The sequence below is a fragment of the Inquilinus sp. CA228 genome, from assembly GCF_052078665.1.
Classification (GTDB): domain Bacteria; phylum Pseudomonadota; class Alphaproteobacteria; order DSM-16000; family Inquilinaceae; genus Inquilinus.
The window spans coordinates 39351-55632 of the sequence record NZ_JBQJIK010000056.1 but is presented as its reverse complement, the minus strand read 5'-3'; the positions used below and the strand labels follow the sequence as shown (position 1 = coordinate 55632).

Sequence of the window (16282 nt, the reverse complement as noted above, 5' to 3'; positions counted from 1 at the left end):
CCGGGCGCGTGGGCCTCGGGCTCCGGCGCCCGGCACCGGGATCAGCCGCGTACACAGGAAGTCGACGAACACCCGCACCTTCGGCGACAGCTGCCGGCTGGACGGCCACAGCACCCAGAACTGGCCGGGCGGGGCCTGGTAGGCGTCGAGCACGGTCTGCAGGCTCCCGTCCTCCAACGCCTCCTTGACGATGAAGTCGGCCGTGTACAGCAGGCCGAGCCCGCGCTTCGCCGCCGCCGCAAGCGCGTCGGTGCTGTTGGAGACCAGGGTCGCCGGGGTGCGCCAGGGCGGCGTCCCCGGTTCGGCCCGCAGCGTCCAGTCCATCATCGTGCCGGCGGTCGGGAACTTGTAGCGCAGGCAGGCATGGCGCTCGAGATCGGGCGGCCGCTGCGGCACGCCGTGCCGGGCGAGATAGCCGGGCGAGGCGACGATGTGGAAGCGGAACGGCCCGACGCGCCGCGACATCAGCCGGGAATCGGCCAGCGCGCCGCTGCGCATCACCACGTCCAGCCCCGCATCGATGACGTCGACGATGCGGTCGTTGAAGTCGAGATCCAGTTCGATCTCGGGATAGGCCTGCAGGAACTCCGGCAGCAGCGGCACCAGCAGCCGGTGCGTCGCCGACGGCATGCTGACCTGCAGCCGGCCGCGCGGCGCGTCCAGCGCGCGCTGCAGCTCTGCCTCCGCATCGGCGATGTCGCCGAGGATGCGCTGGCAGCGCTCGTAGAACAGCGTGCCCTCGGCGGTCAGGCTGATCCGCCGGGTGCTGCGCTGGAACAGCCGGGCGCCCAGCCGCTCCTCCAGCTTCGCCACCGCCTTGCCCACCGCCGAGGCGGTGATGCCGAGCTGCCGGCCGGCGGCGACGAAGCTGCGCGCCTCGGCGGCGCGGACGAAGGCGGCCAGGCCGTTCAAATTGTCCATGGCGAGCCAGATTGCAGAACAATTTTCCGGTCAGTGCGGAACTTGTGCCGATTGGCCCAGCATTACGGCCGGAATATCTTTCACGCAAGCCGCCGGGACACGCGGCCTCCCGTCACGAACGAGTCGCCCATGCCCCGGACTCCCGAGCCCGCGGCCATGGCACCCGCGCCCTCCGCCGGCCACGGCCGGACGGAGAGCCTGCTGGTGCTGGCCGCCGTGTGCCTGTCGCTGCTGGCCCTGCCGTTCAACTTCACCGGGCCGGCCGTGGCGATGCCGGCCATCGCCCGCTCGCTCGGCGGCGACCCGATCGCCCTGAACTGGATCACCAATGCCTTCATGCTGTGCTTCGGCAGCACGCTGATGATCGCCGGCGCCCTGGCCGATACGTTCGGCCGCAAGCGGCTGTTCCTGATCGGCCAACTGGTGTTCCTGGTCTCCTCCCTGGCGCTGACCCAGGTGCGGGACCTGCTGTGGCTCGACCTGCTGCGGGCGCTGCAGGGCGGCGCCGGCGCCGCCGCCTTCTCCGCCGGCCTTGCCGCCCTGGCGCAGGAGTTCGACGGGCCGGCCCGGACCCGCGCCTTCAGCCTGATCGGCACCACCTTCGGCATCGGCCTGGCCTTCGGACCGCTGCTGTCCGGCTGGCTGGTCGAGGCGGTGGGCTGGCAGGCGATTTTCCTCGGCACCGCGGTCCTGGCCGCGATCGCCCTCGGCTTCGGCTGGCGCTTCATGCGCGAATCCCGCGATCCCGGCGCGGCCGGGCTGGACTGGCCGGGCGCCGCCAGCTTCACCGCCGCCCTGTCGCTGCTGACCTATGCCGTGCTGCTGGCGCCGGAGCAGGGCTGGGGCAGCGCCTGGGTGATCGGCCTGCTGGCCGGCGCGGTGGCGCTCGGCGCCGCCTTCGTCGCGATCGAGACACGAGCGGCGCGGCCGATGCTGGACCTGTCGCTGTTCCGCATCCCGCGTTTCGTCGGCGTCCAGCTGCTGGCCGCGGCCCCGGCCTATTCCTTCGTCGTGCTGCTGATCCTGCTGCCGCTGCGCTTCGTCGGCATCGAGGGCTGGGGCGGGCTGGGCGCCGGCTGGATGATGATGGCGCTGTGCGGGCCGATGCTGGTGGTGCCGATGCTGGCGGCGCTGCTGACCCGCTGGGTCTCCGCCGGGGTGCTGTGCGGCGCCGGGCTGCTGGTCGCGGCCGGCGGCTTGGTGCTGCTGGCCGGGGTGCCGCCGGGCGGCGCGGCCGCGGCGATGGCGCCGCCGCTGCTGGTGATCGGCCTCGGCATCAGCCTGCCCTGGGGCCTGATGGACGCGCTGGCGGTCAGCGTCGTGCCGAAGGAGCGCGCCGGCCTGGCCGCCGGCATCTTCAGCACCACCCGCGTGGCGGGTGAGGGCATCGCCCTGGCCGTGGTCGGCGCCATCCTGGCCGGCTTCGCCCGGTCCTGGCTGGCCGGGGCGGGGCTTGCCGATCCGGCGGCGCTGACCCTGGCGGCGCAGCGGCTGGCGATGGGCGACCTGGCCCAGGCTGCGGCGACGCTGCCGCAGGCCGGCCCGGCGCTGCTGGTCCAGGCCTATGGCGACGCCTTCCACGATCTGTGCTTCGTGCTGGCCGCGATCACCGTGGTCACCGCCGCCGTGGTGTTCGGCTTCCTCTCCCGCCCGGCCCGGGCCGAGCCGGCGCTGCAGCCGGCGGAAGCGGCGGCGGAGTGACGCTGGCGTCGCGGCGGCGTTCCTGCTATCGACCCCGGCCGTCCGGGCCGGGCCCGGACGGCCTCGCGACAGAGGAGGTCATCATGCGCAAGGACCGTTTCGACGCCCCCTACTGCTTTTGAGCCGCTGAGCAAGCGCCGGAGGGGCTTTCAACTCCGAAACCCAGGTCGGCCGGGGCGACCGCGTCGTCCATGGCGACAAGGAGCTGGTCGAGAAGCTGGGCCGCCGGGATCCCTGCCCCTGCGGCTCGGGCCTGAGCTTTCAGGCGCTGCTGCCTGAAGGGCAAGCGCTTCGACGGGACGATGCGGAAGCATTACGTCCGCGACTGACCCTGTGACCGACTGACGCCCGCCGGCCTGCCCCGGCGGGCATTGCCGTCAGTGCGGCGGGTGGATCGACAGGATGTAGAGCGCGTGGATGATGCCGGGGATCCAGCCCAGGATCGTCAGGATGATGTTCAGCCGCAGCTCGTCCCCGGCGCCGATGTCGAGATAGACGGCGAGCGGCGGGCACAGGAAGGCGAGGATGTACAGAAACGTGGTCAACGACCGGTCCCGGTTGTGGATCCCGCCCCTGCCTAGCGCCCCCGGCCGGCCGGGACAATCTCGGCTGCGTAACGATTTGTTGCCATGTGTTGCGCCTCCGGCGTGGCACGCCGCTTGCTGACACCAGGGCCCGATGGCGCGGCGGTCGCTCCGACAGGATGGGGCGCAGGGATGTCGCTGGTGAATTGGGGAAGGGGCTGCTCTGCGGTCTCATGGTCGTCGCGGGGCTGGCCGGGGTGGCGCTGCCGGCCAGTTCGTCATCATCATGCTCGGCTCCTCGGTGGTGTCGCAGATCGCGGTGTGCGAGCTGACCTTCGCCGGCAGCTTCATCCAATCCCGCACCTTCCTCAGCTTCGAGACCTATCTCCTGGTCGGCGCCATCTACCTGGTCCTCGCCGTCGCCCTGCGGCGGGTGTCGGACCGGGTCGGCCGCCGGCTGTTCCGCCATCGGCAGGTGGCGGCATGACCGGCTTCACCACCTGGGACATCCTGCGCAACCTGCTGCTGGCGGCGCGCTGGACCGTGGCCTTGAGCCTGATCGCCTTCCTCGGCGGCTTCCTGCTCGGCGCCGGCCTGCTGCTGCTGCGCCTGTCCGGGCGGCGCTGGGCGCGGCGCGCGACCGGGCTCTACGTCCAGCTGTTCCAGGGCACGCCGCTCCTGATCCAGCTGTTCCTGTGCTTCTTCGGCCTGGCGCTGATCGGCCTCGACCTGCCGCCGCTCGCCGCCGCGGCGGTGGCGCTGACCCTCTACGCCGCCGCCTTCCTGTCCGAGATCTGGCGCGGCGCGGTCGACAGCGTGCCGCGCGGCCAGTGGGAGGCGGCGCGCGCCCTGGCGCTGTCCTGGCCGCAGCAGCTGCGCCTGGTGATCCTGCCGCAGGCCCTGCGCGTCGCCATCGCGCCGACCGTCGGCTTCCTGGTGCAGGTGGTGAAGGGCACGGCGCTGGCCTCGGTGATCGGCTTCGTCGAGCTGACCAAGGCCGGCAGCATCATCGTCAACGCCACCTTCGACTCCGCCCGCACCTACGGCTTCGTCGCGCTGTTCTACTTCGCCCTGTGCTACCCGATCGCCCTGGCGGCAACGGCGCTGGAACGGCGCCTGGCCAAGCCCGGGCGCTAGCGTCCCGCGCGACACCCGTTGCCACCGGCCGCGCGGCGCGACAGCATGCGCGCAGCAGGGGGAGGGGCGGATGCGTTGGTTTCGAGGCCTGTTGATCGCGGTGCTGGTCCTGGCCGGCGCGCCGGCCTGGGCGCAGCAGGCGGAGCCCGCCGCGCCGGAGCCGGTCCCGCCGGCCTCGGTGCAGCAACTGCTCGACCTGCTGCGCAACCCGGAGGTGCAGGGCTGGCTGGCGCAGGAGCAGGCCGCGCAGCCGGGGGCGACGCCGGCCGCCGCGGCATCGGCCTCGTCCAAGATGGACGAGATCGACATGATGCGGATGCAGACCCGCAGCAAGCTGCAATGGTACGCCGCGACCGCGCGCGACCTGCCGGGCATCCTGGCCGCGGTCGGGGCCAGGATCGGCCAGGCCCTGTCCGAGCTCGGCCTGATCGGCCTGGTCCTGGCGGTCGGCGGCTTCGTCGGCATCGGTATCCTGGTCGAATGGCTGTTCCGGCGCCTGACCGCCTCGATCCGCCACCGGCTGATCCACGCCCCCGGGGCCGGGATCGGCGAGCATCTCGCCGTCTTCGCCGCCCGGCTGGTCTTCGCCGTCGGCTCGGTGGTCGCCTTCGCGGTCGGCAGCCTCGGCATCTTCCTGATCTTCTCCTGGCCGCGCGGCTTCCAGCATCTGGTGCTGGCTCTGCTGGCCATCGTGCTGGTCGCCCGGCTGGCGCGGGCGGTGCTGCGGCTGGGTCTCGCCCCCGGCCGGCCGGATCTGCGCCTGGTCGTGGTGGAGGAGAGCGTCATCCCGGTGGTCATGCGCTGGTTGATCGCGATCCCGACGGTGATGATCGGCGGCGTGTTCCTGGCCCGGCTGATGCGCGGGCTGGACGCGCCGGAGGATGCGGCGCTGCTGATCCGCGAGCTGACCTCCTTCCTGGTGCTCGCCCTGGTCGCCGCCTTCACCTGGCGGCGCCGGGCCTGGACCGACGAGCCGGGCATCAAGGACGACCTCGCGCGCTGGCTGGTCACGGTGGCGATGGCGGCGGCGTCGGTGCTGGTCGCCCTCGGCGCCGGCCGCGCCGCGATCACGGTGTTCGTGCTGGCGCTGCTGCCCTGGGGCCTGCGTCAGATCCGCGAGGCGGCGCGGTCGGTGGCGTCGCCGGATTCGGTCGAGGGCAAGGACAGGCCGCTGGCGATGCTGGTCGAGCGGACGGCCCAGGCACTGGTCATCCTCGGCGCGCTCGGCTTCCTGGCGCAGCGCTGGGGCGTCGATTCGATGCATGCCATGATGGCGGCGGAGGAGCCGGGGGCGATGGCGCTGCGCGCCGGCCTGCGCATCGTGCTGACGCTGATCGTGGTCGACCTGCTGTGGCATCTCGGCCGCGCCCTGATCGACCGCTATCTGAGCCGCTCGACCGAGGCGATGTCGGCGACCGACGCCACCCGGCAGGCGCGGCTGCGCACGCTGCTGCCGCTGTTCCGCAACGCCTATTTCGTCACCCTGGCCACGGTCGCGGTGCTGGTGGTGCTGTCCGCGCTCGGCATCGACATCGGGCCGCTGCTGGCCGGCGCCGGGGTGATCGGCCTGGCCATCGGCTTCGGCGCCCAGACCCTGGTGAAGGACATCGTCTCCGGCGTCTTCTTCCTGCTCGAGGACGCGTTCCGGATCGGCGAATACGTCGAGATCGGCAACCTGAAGGGCACGGTCGAGGCGATCTCGATCCGCTCGCTCAAGCTGCGCCACCAGCGCGGGGCGCTGCAGACCGTGCCGTTCGGCGAGGCCCGGGCGATGACCAATCTCAGCCGCGACTGGGTGGTGATGAAGCTGGAGTTCCGGGTGCCTTTCGACACCGATGTCGACCAGGTGAAGCGGATCGTGAAGAAGATCGGCGCCGAGATCGCCGCCGACCCGGAGCTGGGCCCGCATCTGCTCGACGCGCCGAAATCCCAGGGCGTGCGCCAGATCGAGGAGTTCAACATGGTGGTCGGCGTCAAGTTCATGGCCCGGCCGGGCGAGCAGTTCATGATCCGCCGGATGCTGTACCAGCGCATCCTTGAGGAGTTCGACGCCGCCGGCATCCATCTCGCCCGGCGCGACGTGGTGGTGCGCAGCCACGACGGCGCCCCGGTCGACCCGGCCGTGGCCGCCGCCGCGATCGCCGCCACCGGCGGCGGCCCGCCGCCGGGCTAGGCTCCCGGGATCATGATGTGTGGCGGCAGCGGCTCCAGCCCCGGCGCGCCGAGATAGCTGACCACCGGCTTCCTGGCGTCGTCCTTGCGGTACTCGCCGTAGATCGCGCCGGCCCGGCACTGCCGGTCCAAGGCCGGGGTCCGGCCGTCGCGGTTGATCCAGACCTTGGAGCCGACCCGGGTGAAACGGATCAGGGCCGAGGGGTTGTCCGGATCGGCCAGGTAGAGGCGGTCGCTGCCGCCGATCGCCCGGTCGCGCAGGTCCGGCAGCGGGAAGCGGTCCCGCAGGTCGAGGCGGACGCCGGTCAGCGCCAGCGCGCATTCGCGGCCGTTGTGGTCGAGCGTGAAGAAGACGTTGACCTCACCGACATACTGGGCCGGCAGGACATACATGGTCCAATGCGGGCCATCGTAGCGGCCGCCCCATTGCGCCGGGTCGATCGAGGCGGTCAAGGTGCGCTGCATGCCGAACTGCCGCGACTGGATGCAGGCGATGTCGGCGCCGCATTGCTCGACCCAGCGGCGCACGGCCAGGCGCAGGGCGTCGGTCTTGGCCCGGCCGACGGCGGCGGGGCCCGCGATCCTCCAGCCCTGGATGCCGTCCAGCTGGCGGTCCAGCCACAGCGCGGTCGGCGACCCGCAGATGGCGCGCCGGGACGGCGCCAGCCGGTCCGACCGGCAGTCCGGTCCGGCACCGATCTCGGCGATCGCGTCGGGCGGCGACGGCTCCGGCATCGCCGCGACCCGGGGCAGCGGCGGCGTGACTCCGGGGATGATGACCGTGCCGGGATAGGACACCGTGGTCAGCGGCCCCTCGGTGACCAGCGGCGCCTGGGTGTTGGGAACGTTGCCACAGGCGGCCAGAAGAAAGCACGCCACCAGGCGGAGTCCGTGTTTCATGGCCGTTCGTCCTCCTCATTTACAAGGACAACAGCGATGGCTGGGAAGATCCAGTCGAGCCAACGTTGAAATCTGCGACAGCACGCCCCGATTACGGTCAACACATCGGATTCTAAAATAAATCTTAAGAATGGGACGCTTAAGATAAGGTTAAATTTCAGTCTTGTCGCGAGCCCGAAGGGGTGGCGATCCGGCGGCCCAATTCCTGGGAAGGGGACCATTCTGCTGGCGCCGTTGCGGGCGGTGGCGCGGTGGCCGGGGAGGGCCTCGGTGGCATGGTTGCGCTGACGGCGCGGCCTTGTAGCCGGTCACCCGAATGAGGGTAAAAGATTTGGCGAATGCAGAACCTGCATGGCCACGGCGATCGGATATTTCCCCGATAGCATAACCCGGTATTAATGGTAACTTGGCTCCGCGGGCCTGGGAATTAATAAAATAGTATGTCCGATGATACCGATCGCACGAGAATTTGCTTAAATTCACCGCTTATTCAATATCTTAATGTCCGATGATCGATTTTAGCCGATGCCTCTTCCCAGGGAACGAATTTTTGTTGAATAATGTGTGAAGAAATGCCCAACTGAGATGCCCTCTTCATATCGGGCACTTTACATATTGGGGAGGAAATTCATGACGACTTTCACCGGCACCAATGGTGCCGAAATCCTGCCGTCACTCGTGCAGGCTGTTCTCCCGGTCGGCGGCGCTTTGGGCGACGACTTCGTCGACGCCCTCGGCGGCGACGATGTCCTGCTCGGTTGGACCGGCAATGACGTGCTCAGGGGCGGCGCCGGTGCAGACGTGCTGATCGGCGGCCTGCTCACACTGGCCGGCGTCGTCACGCTGTCCGGCATCGATGCGGCGGACTACACCACCTCGGTCGACGGCGTAACGGTCGACCTGTCGGTTATCCTCGACATCACCATCCCGATCCTGACCATCAACATCCAGCTCACCGGCGCCTCGCAGGGCTTCGGCGGCGATGCCCAGGGCGACTATATGGTCGGCATCGTCAACCTGCTCGGCTCCAACACCGGCGGCGACAACCTGACCGGCAGCGCCGCCGCCAACAACCTGAACGGCCAGGGCGGCAACGACACGCTCGATGGCCAAGGGGGCGATGACACCCTCCTCGGCGGCACCGGAGACGACACACTGGTCGGCGGCGGCGGCGGCGATTCGCTGCAGGGCGGCGCCGACATCGACACCGCGGACTATTCCGGCTCCGCCACGCTGGTAAATGTCAACCTGACCACCGGCACCGGCACCGGCGGCGACGCCCAGGGCGACACGCTGACGGGCGTCGAGAACCTGATCGGCTCGGCCGGGAACGACACCCTCATCGGCTCGGCCGGCGACAACACCCTCACCGGCGGTGCCGGGGCCGACGTCCTCACCGGCAACGACGGTGTCGACACGGCCGCCTATTCCGGCTCGGGCGCCGGCGTGGACGTCGACCTGATCGCCGGCACCGGCACGGGCGGCGATGCGGCGGGCGACACGCTGACCGGCATCGAGAACCTGATAGGCTCCGCCTTCGCCGACACCCTGCGCGGCAGCGCGGACGCGAACGCGCTGGCCGGCGGCGACGGCAACGACATACTCTATGGCCGCGGCGGTGCCGATGTGCTGAACGGCGGCGCCGGGATCGACGGGGCCGGTTACCACGAGTCCGGCGACGCGGTGACGGTGGACCTCGCGGCCGGCACCGGCCTCGGCGGCGATGCCGAAGGTGACACGCTGACCAATATCGAAAACCTGGGCGGCAGCATCTTCAACGACACGCTTTCCGGCAATGCGGGCGCCAACGCGATCAATGGCGGGGGCGGCGACGACACCGTCGCCGGAGCAGGCGGCAACGACACCCTCTATGGCGGCAACGGCATCGACCAGATCAGCGGCGGCGACGGCTGGGACACCCTGGAGGGCGAGGCCGGCGACGACCAGCTGAGTGGCGGCGCCTTCGGCGACATCCTGCGTGGCGGCGACGGCGCCGACCACCTGATCGGCGGCGCCGACTATGACACCGCCAGCTACTGGTTCAGCACCGTGGGCGTGTCGATCAACCTCGAAACCCAGGACAACACCGGCGGCATGGCCGAGGGCGACACGATCGACAACGACGTCGAGACGATCAACGGCAGCAACCACGTCGATGTCATGGTCGGCAACGCCCTGGCCAACGCGCTGGTCGGGTTCGATGGGGCCGACACCCTCAGCGGCGCCGGCGGCGCCGACGTGCTGCGGGGCGGCGCCGGCGCCGACACGCTGAACGGCGGGGCCGGCGGGGACTATTTCAGCTACACCGCCGTCTCCGACAGCACCGCCGCGGCCGCCGACACGATCCAGGACTTCCAGCACGGCGATTTAATCTGGGTGCAGAAGATCGATGCCGACGGCAATGGCGTGAATGGCGACACGGCCTTCAGCTTCATCGGCAACACGGCCTTCACCGGCACCGCCGGGCAGCTGCGGTTCGAGATCGTCGGCAGCACCACGACGGTCTCGGCCGACGTCAACGGCGACAGCACCGCCGACATTGTCATCCAACTCACCGGAGCGATCACCCTGCAGGCCTCGGACTTCGTGCTCTGAGGCAACGGCGAGACCCTGTTCTGTAGCGTTCAGGACCAACCGACGCCGGTGGACGGGCGAGAGGCCGCTGGGCCTCTCGCTCGCTCATCGGATTGATCACATCAGTCCGTTCCGTTTCAGGATCTCCGGCGCGTTCTCCTTGGTGATGGTCTCGGTCGGCAGGACGATGGTCTTCTCGACCTTCTCGCCCTTCAGCAGCTTCACTGCTTGGCGCAGCCCCTCGGCGCCCGGGGTGGGGTACAGGAAGGTCGCCGCCAGTTCGCCCTTGTTGACCCAGACCACGCCCTCATTCGGCAGGCCGTCGACGCCGACGAACTTGATCTCCTTCTCGCGGCCCGCATCCTTGGCGGCGAGATAGGCGCCATAGGCCATCGGGTCGTTGTGGCCGTAGACCAGGTCGATCTTCTCGAAGTTGCGCAGGGCCGTGGACATGATGTCGTAGGCCAGGTTCTGCTTCCAATCGGCCGACTGCTTGTCCAGCAGGTATTTCAGCCCGGGCTCCTTGTCGGCCACGGCGTGGAAGCCGTCGGACCGGTCGTGCGAGGCCTGGGTGCCGAGGCCGCCCCAGATCTCGACCACATTGCCGGCCGCCTTGCCCGTGCCGCCCAGCGTCTTGACCACGAACTCGCCGACCGCCTTGCCGATCAGGACGTTGTCGCCGCCGATGAACTGGGTGTAGCCCTGGGTGTCGACGTTGCGGTCCAGCACGAAGACCGGGATCTTGGCCTCGATCGCCTTCTCCACCACCCCGGTCAGCCCGGCCGATTCCTTCGGCGAGATCAGCAGGGCGTTGACCTCCTGGCGGATGAAGTTCTCGACATCGGCGACCTGCTTCTCGGTCTTGTCCTCGGCGTCGGCGATCAGCAGCTCGACGTCGGGCTGCTTCTCGGCCTCGGCCTTGATGTCCTTGTTGAACTGCACCCGCCACGGCTCCAGCGTCGTGGCCTGGGAGAAGCCGATGCGCCACTTGGCGGCGGCGCGGGCCGGGGCGACCCAGCCGGCGGGCAGGTACAGGGTGACGCCGGCGCCCAGCGCCAGCGCGGTCGTCTTCAGAAGATCGCGACGGTTCATGGTTGCGTTCCTTCCCGATGGATCAGCGACGATCCTTGTTGGCCCGGCGCCTCGGATCGGGCGGCGGGGTCCCGCCGGGCTGCGCGCGCCGTGCGGAACGGCGCCAGCAGATCGGCCAGGTTGCGCTCCTGCAGCAGCACGGTGACGATGATGATCGCCCCCTTGAACACCAGCTGCAGGTTGGAGTTGATGTTGTGGAGCTGCAGGATGTTCGACAGCAGCCCGAAGATCAGGACGCCGACCAGGGTGCCGGCCAGGGCGCCGCGGCCGCCCATCAGGCTGGTGCCGCCGATCACCACCGCGGCGATGGCGTCCAGCTCCAGCCCCGCCCCGGCATCCGGCTTGCCCTGGCGGTATTGGGCGACATAGAGGATGCCGGCCAGGGTGGCGAGCATGCCGGAGAAGGCGTAGGCCGCGATCTTCACCCGGTCGACCGGGATGCCGGACAGCCGCGCCGCCTCCTCATTGCCGCCGATGGCGTAGACGTAGCGGCCGAACACGGTCAGGCGGAGCAGCACCGCGAACACCGCGACCGCTCCCAGGAAGAACAGGCCCGGCACCGGCAGCACGCCCCACAGCATGCTGCGCAACAGCTCGATGTCCGCGGTGGCGTTGGTGCCGGCATAGACCGGCAGCACGGCGCTGTCCTGGCCCGCGGTCAGGCGCGACAGGCCCAGCATGCCGACCATCATCGCCAGGGTGACGATGAAGGGCTGCAGCCGCCCGGCGACGATGATGGCGCCGCTGACCGCGCCGACCATCAGCCCGGCGCAGGGCACGGCCACCAGCAGGGCCGGGACGCCGAACTTGGTGCCGATCTGCGGCACCAGCCACAGGGCCACCAGCGCCGCCAGGGCGAGGCCGGCGGCGCCCGGCACCCAGCCGTCGCGCAGCGGGTCGCGCCCCGGCCGCCGCCTGGCGCCGACCGGCCCCTCCCGGTGCTTCAGCCCGCGGCCGAGGAAGCGGACCAGCAGGAAGGCGGCCAGGAAGGCGATGGAGATGGCGGCCGGCACGGCGACGGTGGCGGCGCTGGTCCAGCCCGCCTCGGTCAGCAGCGTCGCGGTCAGCACCGTGCCGAAGGCCATCACCGACCCGACCGACAGGTCAATGCCGGCGATCAGGATCACCACGGTCATGCCGACGGCGACCAGGCCGGTGATCGACACTTGGCGCAGCACGTCGGTCAGGTTGCCATAGGACAGGAAGATGTTGCGGCCGCTGCCGCTGACCGGAGAGAAGGCGATGCCGATCAGCAGGATGACCAGCAGGCCCCAGTACAGCTTGGTGCGGGACAACAGGCGCAGGACGCTCATGGCACGGTCTCGGCGGCTCGGGGAACGGGGCGGGAAGCGCGGGGCGAGGCGAGGTCCATGATCGCCTCCTGGCTGGCCTCGGCGCGGGGCAGCAGGCCGGTCTGCCGGCCCTCGCACATCACCAGGATGCGGTCGGCGAGCAACAGGAGTTCCGGCAGCTCGGAGGAGACGAGCAGGACGGCGATGCCCTGGTCGGCGAGGGCGAAGACCAGGTCGTAGATCTCCTTCTTGGCGCCGACATCGATGCCGCGGGTCGGCTCGTCCAGCAGCAGCACGCGCGGCGCGGTGGCCAGCCACTTGCCGATCACCACCTTCTGCTGGTTGCCGCCGGACAGGCGCCCGGCCGGCTGGGCCGGCCCGGTGCAGCGCACCCCAAGCCGGCCGATGGTGCCGCGCGCCAGCTCCGCCTCGCGCCCGAAGCGGCGCAGGCCCAGGCGGGCCAAGACGGACAGCGAGGGCAGGGTCAGGTTGTCGCGGATCGAGGCGCCGAGCTGCAGGCCGGTGACCTTGCGGTCCTCGGTCACCAGCGCCAGGCCGTGGCGCTTGGCCGCCGCCGGATCGTCGATCGCCACCGGCGCGCCGTCGATCCGCACGGACCCGCCGCGGCGGCCGCGGGCGGAACCGAAGATGGTCTCCAGGATCTCGGTGCGGCCGGCGCCCAGCAGCCCGGCAATGCCCAGGATCTCGCCGGGCTGCAGGTCGAAGCCGACGCCGTCCAGCACCCGGCGCCAGCCGCCGCGCCGGCCCGGCACCTCCAGCGACAGGTCGCGCACGCTCAGCACCGGCTGTCCCTCGGCGCCGCGGCGCCCGGCCGGATGCGCCGCCGTGGCCAGCTCGCGCCCGACCATATGGGCGATGATGCGCTCCCGCGTCAGCGCGGCGATCGGGGCGGTGACGACATGGCGGCCGTCGCGCAGAATGGTGACGCGGTCGGCCAGCTCCATCACCTCGTCCATCCGGTGCGAGATGTAGACGACGGCGACGCCGTCGCGCGCCAGCTGCCGCACCACCGCGAACAGGGTGGCGCATTCCGCCTGCGACAGGGCCGAGGTCGGCTCGTCCATGATCAGGATGCGGGTGTCCAGCGACAGCGCCTTGGCGATCTCGACCAGCTGCTGCTCGCCGACCCGCAGGCTGCCCACCCGCGCCTCCGGGTCGACGGCGATGCCCAGCCGGCGGATCAGCCGCGCCGCCGCGTCGCGCAGGGCCGGCCCGTCGACGAAGATGCCGCCGCGCAGCGGCTCGCGGCCCAGGAAGATGTTCTCGGCCACGGTCATGCCCGGCACCAGGTTCAGCTCCTGGTGTATGATGCCGATGCCGGCCTCCTCGGCGTCGCGCACCCCGGCGAACTGGCGCGGCGCGCCGTCGACCAGGATGGTGCCGTCATAGTCGCCGTGGATGCCGGCCAGGATCTTCATCAGGGTCGACTTGCCGGCCCCGTTCTCGCCCATCAGGGCGTGGATCTCGCCCGCGAACACGTCCAGGCCGACGCCGTGCAGCACCGGTACCCCGGCGAAGGCCTTGCCGATGCGGGCGGCCCGCAGCACCGGCGTCGCGGTGGCCGGGCTGGTTTCTGCGGCTGAACTCGACACCTCTCCTCCCTACTCTTGTCGCCGGCGGCTTCGTGGCGGCCGCCCGGCCCGGCGGTTCAGGGCGACGCCCCGTCCACCGTGTCCGCTTTCATCGTCCGGTGCGCCTTGCCCGGCGGCGCGGCCGTGGTCTCGCGCGTGATCAGCGGCGCCGCCAGGCGGATGTGCTCGGCCGGCCGGTCCGGCGCCTCGAAGGTGGCGGTGAGAATCCGCCAGGCATGGCCGGCCAGCGCCTCGGTCGGCTGGCGGATGGCGCTGACGAAGGGGCGCAGCACGGTCAGCCAGGCGAAATCGTCGAAGGCCAGCAGCGACAGGTCCTGCGGGATCGACATGCCGGCATCCTGCACCGCCCGCAGCACGCCCAGCGTGGCGACGTTGCTGCCGGTGAACACGGCGGTCGGCCGGCGGGCCGCTGTGAGGACGGGCAGCACCCCGGCCCGGGTCTCCTCCTCGGTCATGCCGGGCAGCAGCACGCGGGCCCGCTGCTCCAGCCCGGCGGCGCGCATCGCAGCGAGGAAGCCCTCGACCCGCGCGGCGCTGTTCCACAGCCGGGTCGAGTTGATGACGAAGGCCAGGTCGCGGTGGCCCAGCCCCAGTAGATGCTCGGTGCCCAGCCGGGTGGCGGCGGCGTTGTCGACCGCGACCGACGGGAAATGGTCCTGCGCCGCGACCCGGTCCAGCACCACCACCGGGATGCGGTGGTGCCGCATCTCGCGCTCGGTCGCCGACCAGTCGCGGGTCGGGATGATGACCAGCCCGTCGACCCGGCGCGACAGCAGCGCCCACACCCGCTCATGCTCGCGCTCCGGGTCCTCGCGCGAGGTGACGATGATCACCTCGTAGCTCTGCGACAGGGCGATGTTCTCGAGATGCTCGACCAGCTCGTTGAACACGATGTTCAGCACGTCGGGCACCACCAGGCCGATGGTGCGGGTGCGCTGGCGCCGCAGCCCGGCGGCCAGGCTGTTCGGGCGATAGCCCAGCGCCTCGGCCGCCTCCAGCACCCGCCGGCGGCTTTCGGCGGCAACCCCGGCCTTGCCGTTGAACACGTTGGATGCCGTGCCGAGCGAGACCCCGGCGCGCGACGCGACCTCCCTGATCGTCGTCTTCCGCTGCGACATTCCCTCACTATGAAACGTTTCATCCGGGAGTCAATACGCCCGTCAAGGCACCCGTGCGGAGGACGCGGTGGCGTCCTGCTCCGTTCCCGTCTAGGCAGGGTTGGCGATCTGGAGGATCCGATGGCGGCGAGCGTGCGGGCGATCTCGGGGGTCGGGGGCAAGGGCCCCGCCTGCTTCCTGGTGCAGGCGGCCGGGATGCGCCTGCTGCTCGACTGCGGCGCCGGGCCGGATGAGGGCATGCGGCCCGACCTGTCCGGCCTCGGCCCGATCGACGCCATCCTGCTCAGCCACGCCCATCCCGACCATGTCGAGGCGCTGGCGGAAGCGGCGGAGCGCTTCGGACCGGTGCCGGTCTACGCCACCCCGCCGGTGCTGCAGGCGCTGCCCGAGGGCGCGCCGGCCGACCGCCGGCCGCTGGTCCTCGGCCGCAACGCCCTGCCGGGCGACCTCGCCGTCACCTGCGGCCGGTCCGGCCACGCGCCGGGCGGGGTGTGGCTGCATCTCGCGATCGGCGGCGGGCTGTTCTATGCCGGCGACATGGGCTTCGACTCCGTGCTTTTCGCGGTGGATGCCGAGCCGCCGGCGGCGCTTGTCGCGATCCTCGACGCCTCCTATGGCGACGACGACACGCCGCATGAGGATCGCCTGGCCGCCTTCGCCCCGATCTTCGCGGCGAAGCGCTCGCTGCTGCTCGCCCCGGCCGGCGGGCGCGGGCCGGAGATGGCCCTGGCCGCGGCGGCCGCCCATGAGCGGAAGCCGGCGGTGTGCGACGCCAACCGGGCGATGATCGACCGGCTGATCGACGACCCCGCCTGGCTGCGGCCCGGCGCCGGCACGATGCTGGATTCGCTGCGCAGCAGGATCGAGCCGATCGGCTCGGTCGAGCCGCCGCCGGAACGGGCGATCATCGCCGCCAAGCCGAACGCCACCGGCGGCGCCGCCAAGCCGCTGCTGGAGGGTTGGGGCCGCGACGACGGTCCGGTGGTCGCCACCGGCTATGTCGCCGCCGGCACCCCGGCGCGAAGGGCGGTGGATGAGGGGCGTGCGGTGGCGCTGCGCTGGCCGGTGCATCCGCGCCTGTCGCAGAACGCGGCGCTGGCGAAGACGCTTGGGGCCGAGACGGCGATCCCGGCCTTCGGCGACGCTAAGCACCGCGCCGCCTGGGCCAAGGCCTTCGCCCCCGCCCGCATCGCCCTCGACGAGACCGTGGAGATCTGACCGGTTCAGTGAGCCAAACT

General features: G+C 71.0%; 14 protein-coding genes. 7 read left to right on the top strand and 7 right to left on the bottom strand.

Annotated features, from left to right (window positions below; all coding sequences use genetic code 11):
- Positions 1-921: LysR family transcriptional regulator (locus ACTOWL_RS25525; protein WP_441324102.1), on the bottom strand; the 921-nt coding region annotated here is incomplete at its 3' end.
- 156 nt (positions 922-1077) lie between these two features.
- Between ACTOWL_RS25525 and ACTOWL_RS25520 the strand changes: the two genes are divergently transcribed.
- Together ACTOWL_RS25520 and ACTOWL_RS25515 are read left to right on the top strand one after the other, a co-directional pair.
- The gene (locus ACTOWL_RS25520; protein ID WP_441324101.1) at positions 1078-2622 is read left to right on the top strand and encodes an MFS transporter; all 1545 of its coding nucleotides are present in this window, start codon (positions 1078-1080) and stop codon (positions 2620-2622) included.
- A 205-nt stretch (positions 2623-2827) separates the two neighbouring features.
- Positions 2828-2959: an SEC-C metal-binding domain-containing protein gene (locus tag ACTOWL_RS25515; protein WP_441324103.1), complete on the top strand. Its 132-nt coding sequence runs from the start codon at positions 2828-2830 to the stop codon at positions 2957-2959.
- 40 nt (positions 2960-2999) lie between these two features.
- Here ACTOWL_RS25515 and ACTOWL_RS25510 read toward each other — a convergent pair whose 3' ends face one another.
- A complete protein-coding gene (locus ACTOWL_RS25510) occupies positions 3000-3167 on the bottom strand; it encodes a YqaE/Pmp3 family membrane protein (protein ID WP_441324100.1) in 168 nt (55 codons plus the stop codon).
- A 265-nt stretch (positions 3168-3432) separates the two neighbouring features.
- On the opposite strand from ACTOWL_RS25510, the gene ACTOWL_RS25505 reads away from it, so the two are divergent.
- The 3 genes from ACTOWL_RS25505 to ACTOWL_RS25495 all read left to right on the top strand — a co-directional run bounded on the left by ACTOWL_RS25505 (position 3433) and on the right by ACTOWL_RS25495 (position 6456).
- Positions 3433-3633: a hypothetical protein gene (locus ACTOWL_RS25505; RefSeq protein ID WP_441324099.1), complete on the top strand. Its 201-nt coding sequence runs from the start codon at positions 3433-3435 to the stop codon at positions 3631-3633.
- Positions 3630-4283 (top strand): amino acid ABC transporter permease, encoded by a 654-nt coding sequence (locus ACTOWL_RS25500; RefSeq protein ID WP_441324098.1) that lies wholly within the window; start codon positions 3630-3632, stop codon positions 4281-4283. The genes ACTOWL_RS25505 and ACTOWL_RS25500 overlap by 4 nt, the downstream gene beginning before the upstream one ends.
- Positions 4284-4353: 70 nt before the next feature.
- Positions 4354-6456, top strand: coding sequence for a mechanosensitive ion channel family protein (locus ACTOWL_RS25495; protein WP_441324097.1), 2103 nt, complete (start codon positions 4354-4356; stop codon positions 6454-6456).
- Here ACTOWL_RS25495 and ACTOWL_RS25490 read toward each other — a convergent pair.
- Positions 6453-7355 carry a hypothetical protein gene (locus ACTOWL_RS25490; protein ID WP_441324096.1) on the bottom strand — a complete coding sequence of 301 codons (903 nt, stop codon included), beginning with the start codon at positions 7353-7355 and terminating at the stop codon, positions 6453-6455. The two genes, ACTOWL_RS25495 and ACTOWL_RS25490, sit on opposite strands and share 4 nt — an antisense overlap.
- Before the next feature lie 630 nt (positions 7356-7985).
- Here ACTOWL_RS25490 and ACTOWL_RS25485 point away from each other — a divergent pair.
- Complete coding sequence (locus ACTOWL_RS25485; protein WP_441324095.1) at positions 7986-9950, top strand: M10 family metallopeptidase C-terminal domain-containing protein; 1965 nt, start codon at positions 7986-7988, stop codon at positions 9948-9950.
- A 96-nt stretch (positions 9951-10046) separates the two neighbouring features.
- Here the strand turns inward: ACTOWL_RS25485 and ACTOWL_RS25480 are convergent, their stop codons facing one another.
- From ACTOWL_RS25480 to ACTOWL_RS25465, 4 genes are read right to left on the bottom strand one after another with little or no spacing between them, the layout of a single operon-like run.
- Entirely contained in the window at positions 10047-11021 is a 975-nt protein-coding gene (locus ACTOWL_RS25480; RefSeq protein WP_441324094.1) for a substrate-binding domain-containing protein, read from the bottom strand.
- Complete coding sequence (locus tag ACTOWL_RS25475) at positions 11018-12334, bottom strand: ABC transporter permease (RefSeq protein WP_441324093.1); 1317 nt, start codon at positions 12332-12334, stop codon at positions 11018-11020. Before ACTOWL_RS25475 ends, ACTOWL_RS25480 begins: the two co-directional genes overlap by 4 nt.
- Positions 12331-13926 (bottom strand): sugar ABC transporter ATP-binding protein, encoded by a 1596-nt coding sequence (locus ACTOWL_RS25470; RefSeq protein WP_441324092.1) that lies wholly within the window; start codon positions 13924-13926, stop codon positions 12331-12333. Before ACTOWL_RS25470 ends, ACTOWL_RS25475 begins: the two co-directional genes overlap by 4 nt.
- Before the next feature lie 56 nt (positions 13927-13982).
- Positions 13983-15044 (bottom strand): LacI family DNA-binding transcriptional regulator, encoded by a 1062-nt coding sequence (locus ACTOWL_RS25465; RefSeq protein WP_441324091.1) that lies wholly within the window; start codon positions 15042-15044, stop codon positions 13983-13985.
- Positions 15045-15164: 120 nt separating this feature from the next.
- On the opposite strand from ACTOWL_RS25465, the gene ACTOWL_RS25460 reads away from it, so the two are divergent.
- Positions 15165-16262, top strand: a complete 1098-nt coding sequence (locus ACTOWL_RS25460) for an MBL fold metallo-hydrolase (RefSeq protein ID WP_441324090.1) — start codon at positions 15165-15167, stop codon at positions 16260-16262.
- The last annotated feature ends 20 nt before the right edge of the window (positions 16263-16282 follow it).

Coding starts and splice junctions, on each gene's coding strand:
- ACTOWL_RS25520 (WP_441324101.1), top strand. CDS start 1,078: ATGGCACCCGCGCCCTCCGCCGGCCACGGCCGGACGGAGAGCCTGCTG.
- ACTOWL_RS25505 (WP_441324099.1), top strand. CDS start 3,433: ATGCTCGGCTCCTCGGTGGTGTCGCAGATCGCGGTGTGCGAGCTGACC.
- ACTOWL_RS25500 (WP_441324098.1), top strand. CDS start 3,630: ATGACCGGCTTCACCACCTGGGACATCCTGCGCAACCTGCTGCTGGCG.
- ACTOWL_RS25495 (WP_441324097.1), top strand. CDS start 4,354: ATGCGTTGGTTTCGAGGCCTGTTGATCGCGGTGCTGGTCCTGGCCGGC.
- ACTOWL_RS25490 (WP_441324096.1), bottom strand. CDS start 7,355: ATGAAACACGGACTCCGCCTGGTGGCGTGCTTTCTTCTGGCCGCCTGT.
- ACTOWL_RS25485 (WP_441324095.1), top strand. CDS start 7,986: ATGACGACTTTCACCGGCACCAATGGTGCCGAAATCCTGCCGTCACTC.
- ACTOWL_RS25480 (WP_441324094.1), bottom strand. CDS start 11,021: ATGAACCGTCGCGATCTTCTGAAGACGACCGCGCTGGCGCTGGGCGCC.
- ACTOWL_RS25475 (WP_441324093.1), bottom strand. CDS start 12,334: ATGAGCGTCCTGCGCCTGTTGTCCCGCACCAAGCTGTACTGGGGCCTG.
- ACTOWL_RS25465 (WP_441324091.1), bottom strand. CDS start 15,044: ATGTCGCAGCGGAAGACGACGATCAGGGAGGTCGCGTCGCGCGCCGGG.
- ACTOWL_RS25460 (WP_441324090.1), top strand. CDS start 15,165: ATGGCGGCGAGCGTGCGGGCGATCTCGGGGGTCGGGGGCAAGGGCCCC.